This is a genomic window from Streptomyces sp. NPDC127092, assembly GCF_042722475.1.
GTDB lineage: Bacteria > Actinomycetota > Actinomycetes > Streptomycetales > Streptomycetaceae > Streptomyces.
In genome coordinates this window covers 1-5016 of record NZ_JBHXFE010000071.1, presented here as the reverse complement: position 1 = coordinate 5016, position 5016 = coordinate 1, and the positions used below count along the sequence as shown (strand labels likewise).

The following is a 5016-nucleotide window of genomic DNA, read 5'->3' as shown; positions in this document are numbered from 1 at the left end:
GCCAGTGGGGGGGATACCCTCGGGCGTGGGGAGGGGGGGTAGCGTAGGAAGGGCGAGGCCAGCGTGGGAGGCAACGCCACCACACACGACCCCCCCCCCCCCCCCGCCACCGACAACGGACCGTGTCTTTCCGGCCCTGCGGGCCGGGGCCGTCCGGTCCTACAGGCCGTAGCGCTCCCGCGCCTCCTTCACGGCCGTCGCCTGGACCTCGCCGCGGCGGGCGAGCTGGGCGAGGGACGCGACGACGATCGACTGGGCGTCGACGCCGAAGTGGCGGCGGGCCGCCTCGCGGGTGTCCGAGAGGCCGAAGCCGTCGGCACCCAGCGAGCTCCAGTCCTGCTCGACCCACTGCGCGATCTGGTCCGGGACCTGGCGCATGTAGTCGGAGACCGCGAGGACGGGGGAGTCCACGCCCTCCAGGGCCTGGCGGACGTACGGCACGCGCTCCTCGCCGCGCAGCAGGGCCGCGTCGGCCTCGAGGGCGTCACGGCGCAGCTCGGTCCACGAGGTCGCGGACCACACGTCGGCGGCCACGCCCCACTCCTCGGCGAGCAGCTTCTGCGCCTCCAGGGCCCAGTGGATCGCGGTGCCGGAGCCGAGCAGCTGGATCCGCGGGGCGTTGGCCGGGACGGTCAGGCCGGCCGACTCCGCCGTGTTGAAGCGGTAGAGGCCCTTGACGATGCCCTCGTCGACGCCCGCGTGGCCCGGCTTGGCCGGCTGCGGCATCGGCTCGTTGTAGACGGTGAGGTAGTAGAAGACGTCCTGGTCCTCGCCCTCGGCCGCCTCGCCGTACATGCGGCGCAGGCCCTCCTTGACGATGGCCGCGACCTCGTAGGCGAACGCCGGGTCGTAGGTCAGCGCCGCCGGGTTGGTGGCCGCGATCATCGGGGAGTGGCCGTCCGCGTGCTGGAGGCCCTCACCGGTGAGGGTGGTGCGGCCGGCGGTGGCGCCGACGAGGAAGCCGCGGCCGAGCTGGTCGCCGAGCTGCCACATCTGGTCGGCGGTCCGCTGCCAGCCGAACATCGAGTAGAAGATGTAGAACGGGATCATCGTCTCGCCGTGCGTGGAGTACGCGGTCGACGCGGCGATGAAGTCGGCCATCGAGCCGGCCTCGGTGATGCCCTCGTTCAGGATCTGGCCGTTGACGGCCTCCTTGTAGTACATCAGCTGGTCGCGGTCGACCGGCTCGTACGTCTGACCCTTCGGCGAGTAGATGCCGAGCGAGGGGAAGAGGGACTCCATGCCGAAGGTGCGGGCCTCGTCCGGGACGATCGGGACCCAGCGCTTGCCGGTCTCCTTGTCGCGGACCAGGTCCTTGACCAGACGCACGAAGGCCATCGTCGTGGCGACGGACTGCGCGCCGGAGCCCTTGTCGAAGGCGGTGAAGGCCTTCTCGGCCGGGGCCGGCAGCGGGGCGACCGGGTGGACGCGGCGGGCCGGGGCCGGGCCGCCGAGGGCCGCGCGGCGCTCCTGGAGGTAGCGGACCTCGGGCGCGTCGGCGCCCGGGTGGCCGTACGGCACCACGCCGTCGACGAACTGCGCGTCCGAGATCGGCAGGTCGAGCAGATCACGCATCTGCTTGAACTCGTCCGTGCTCAGCTTCTTCATCTGGTGGTTCGCGTTCTTCGACGCGAAGCCCTCGCCGAGGGTGTAACCCTTGACGGTCTGCGCCAGGATCACGGTCGGCGCGCCCTTGAACTCCAGGGCGGCCTTGTACGCGGCGTACACCTTGCGCGGCTCGTGGCCACCGCGCGAGAGGTGGAAGCACTCGAGGATCTTGTCGTCGGACAGCAGCTTCGCCATCTCGACGAGCGCCGGGTCCTTGCCGAAGAAGTCCTCGCGGATGTAGGCGGCGTCGCGGGTCTGGTACGTCTGGACCTGCGCGTCCGGCACCTCGCGGAGGCGGCGGACGAGGGCGCCGGTGGTGTCGAGCGCGAACAGCTCGTCCCAGGCGTTGCCCCACAGGGTCTTCACGACGTTCCAGCCGGCGCCGCGGAACTGGGCCTCCAGCTCCTGCACGATCTTGAAGTTGGCGCGGACCGGGCCGTCGAGGCGCTGCAGGTTGCAGTTGATGACGAAGGTCAGGTTGTCCAGACCCTCGCGGGCGGCGAGCGCGAGGGCCGCCGTCGACTCGGGCTCGTCCATCTCGCCGTCGCCCAGGAAGGCCCAGACGTGGGAGGCGGAGACGTCCTTGATGCCGCGGTTGGTCAGGTAGCGGTTGAAGCGCGCCTGGTAGATCGCGGACAGCGGGCCGAGGCCCATGGAGACGGTGGGGAACTCCCACAGCCAGGGCAGACGGCGCGGGTGCGGGTAGGAGGGCAGGCCGTTGCCGCCGGACTCCTGCCGGAAGTTGTCGAGGTGCGACTCGTTCAGGCGGCCGTCGAGGAAGGCGCGGGCGTAGATGCCGGGGGAGGCGTGGCCCTGGATGTAGAGCTGGTCGCCGGAGCCGTCACCCTCCTTGCCCTTGAAGAAGTGGTTGAAGCCGGTCTCGTAGAGCCAGGCCGCGGAGGCGAAGGTGGCGATGTGGCCGCCGACGCCGTGCTTGGCGCCGCGGGTGACCATCGCGGCCGCGTTCCAGCGGTTCCAGGCGGTGATCCTGCGCTCCATCTCCTCGTCGCCGTCGACGACGGGCTCCGCGGAGGTGGGGATGGTGTTGAGGTAGTCCGTCTCCAGGAGCTTGGGCAGGGCGAGGCCCGCGCCCTCGGCGTGCTGGAGCGTGCGGCGCATCAGGTAGGCGGCCCGGTGGGGACCGGCGGCCTTGGTGACGGCGTCGAGGGAGGCCGCCCACTCGGCGGTCTCCTCGGTGTCACGGTCCGGGAGCTGGTCGAGCTCGCTCGGAATCTTGCCTACGGGATCGGTCATGATCGCCGCCTTCCGGACAGGTGGGGGTGGAGATAAAGGGGCCTTGTCTGGCAGGACAGGGCGAAGGACCGGGGTACGGCCCGCCGAAGACTGTAAGCCGCCGATCGATGATCGATCAAAGCTTCGCAGAGAAAAAGATGCCCGGAGCACCAAAGTCGGCACAGGGTGCCGCGAAAAAGGGCACCCGGTGCCTTGTTTTCCCAGGCGGGATCGACAGTCTGAGGCGCGCCTCGCACAAACGAGCGGCCCTCACCGGGCGAGCGGACCTGCCCGGAAACGAACGGCGGGCCCACCCGGAGGTGGGCCCGCCGGCCCGGTTCGACACGGCCTACGTGGCCGGATCACGCCCTCGGCGCGCACCCCAGCACATGCGCCTTCACCAGCGCCCCGATGTTCGGGTCCCGGCGGCGGAAGGCCTCCACGAGCTCCTGGTGCTCCTCCGCGTACGACTTCTGCACCGTGCCAAGCCAGCGGATCGACAGGGCCGTGAACACCTCGATGCCCAGGCCCTCCCAGGTGTGCAGCAGCACGCCGTTCCCGGCCGCCTTCACCAACTCCCGGTGGAACGCCACCGTGTGGCGCACCTGCGCCGTGCCGTCCGAGGCCGCGTCGGCCTCGTACAGCGCGGCGACATGGGGCTCCAGGGCCGAGCAGTCCGCCGCCAGCCGGCCCGCCGCCAGCTCGGCCGCGATCTGCTCCAGACCGGCCCGTACGGGATAGCTCTCCTCCAGGTCGGCGGCCGTCAGATTGCGCACCCGGACACCCTTGTTGGGCGCCGACTCGATCAGCCGCAGCGACTCCAGCTCGCGCAGCGCCTCCCGGACCGGGGTCTGCGAGACCTCCAGCTCCGTCGCGATCCGCCGCTCCACGATCCGCTCGCCCGGCTTCCAGCGGCCGCTGACGATGCCCTCCACGATGTGCTCGCGGATCTGCTCGCGCAGCGAATGGACGACGGGCATGGTCATGGGGGCCGCTCCTTAGGAGTCAGTAGACACTTAGACAATACGGCGGCGCCCCCGCCCGGAAACACATCCGGACGGGGGCGCCGCAGGTGAGGCTTGTTACGTTGCCTTCCGGCCGCGTTCAGCCCCGTGCCTTCACAGACCGAGGTCGACCTCGAACTCGCCGGCCTCCAGGATCGCCTTGACGGCCGTCAGGTAGCGGGCGGCGTCGGCGCCGTCCACCAGACGGTGGTCGTAGGAGAGCGTCAGGTAGGTCATGTCACGGACGCCGATGACGGTGCCCTCGGCGGTCTCGATGACGGCCGGACGCTTGACCGTGGCGCCGATGCCCAGGATGGCGACCTGGTTCGGCGGGACGATGATCGTGTCGAACAGCGCACCGCGCGAACCGGTGTTGCTGATGGTGAAGGTCGCACCGGACAGCTCGTCCGGCGTGATCTTGCTGGCGCGGACCTTGCCGGCCAGCTCGGCCGTGGCCTTGGAGATGCCGGCGATGTTCAGGTCGCCCGCACCCTTGATGACCGGCGTCATCAGACCCTTCTCGGAGTCCACGGCGATGCCGATGTTCTCCGAGTCGAAGTACGTGATGGTGCCCTCGTCCTCGTTGATCCGGGCGTTGATGACCGGGTGGGCCTTCAGCGCCTGGGCCGCCGCCTTCACGAAGAACGGCATCGGGGAGAGCTTGACGCCCTCACGGGCGGCGAACGCGTCCTTGGCGCGGGCGCGCAGCTTCATCAGCTTGGTGATGTCGACCTCGACGACCGAGGACAGCTGGGCCTGGCCGTGCAGCGCCTTCATCATGTTGTCGCCGATGACCTTGCGCATGCGGGTCATCTTGACGGTCTGACCGCGCAGCGGGGAGACCTCAAGGGCCGGAGCCTTCGACAGCGCGGCCGCGGCGGCGGGGGCCGGGGCAGCGGCGGCGGCCTTCTTGGCCTCGGCGGCGGCGAGGACGTCCTGCTTGCGGATGCGGCCGCCGACGCCCGTGCCCTTGACCGACGCCAGGTCGACACCGTTCTCGGTGGCGAGCTTGCGGACCAGCGGGGTCACGTAGGCGCCGTCCTCCGCCGGCTGTGCGGCGGCGGGGGCGGGGGCGGCCGGGGCCGGGGTGACCGGGGCCGGGGCGGCCACGGGAGCGGCCGGGGCGACCGGAGCCGGAGCGGGCGCCGGAGCGGCCGGGGCCACCGGGGCG

Annotated in this window: 3 protein-coding genes; all 3 read right to left on the bottom strand. The window is 71.0% G+C overall.

Going from position 1 to position 5016, the window contains the following annotated elements; translation table 11 throughout:
* Window positions 1–159: 159 nt before the first annotated feature.
* Window positions 160–2862, bottom strand: a complete 2703-nt coding sequence (aceE, locus tag ACFWJO_RS35840; protein WP_386872120.1) for a pyruvate dehydrogenase (acetyl-transferring), homodimeric type — start codon at window positions 2860–2862, stop codon at window positions 160–162.
* Between the two features lie 341 nt (window positions 2863–3203).
* Window positions 3204–3827, bottom strand: coding sequence for a GntR family transcriptional regulator (locus ACFWJO_RS35835; RefSeq protein ID WP_384423595.1), 624 nt, complete (start codon window positions 3825–3827; stop codon window positions 3204–3206).
* Between the two features lie 132 nt (window positions 3828–3959).
* Window positions 3960–5016 (bottom strand): 2-oxoglutarate dehydrogenase, E2 component, dihydrolipoamide succinyltransferase (gene sucB / locus ACFWJO_RS35830; protein WP_386872118.1); only part of this gene is annotated, 1057 nt, incomplete at its 5' end.

Coding starts and splice junctions, on each gene's coding strand:
- ACFWJO_RS35835 (WP_384423595.1), bottom strand. CDS start 3,827: ATGACCATGCCCGTCGTCCATTCGCTGCGCGAGCAGATCCGCGAGCAC.
- aceE (WP_386872120.1), bottom strand. CDS start 2,862: ATGACCGATCCCGTAGGCAAGATTCCGAGCGAGCTCGACCAGCTCCCG.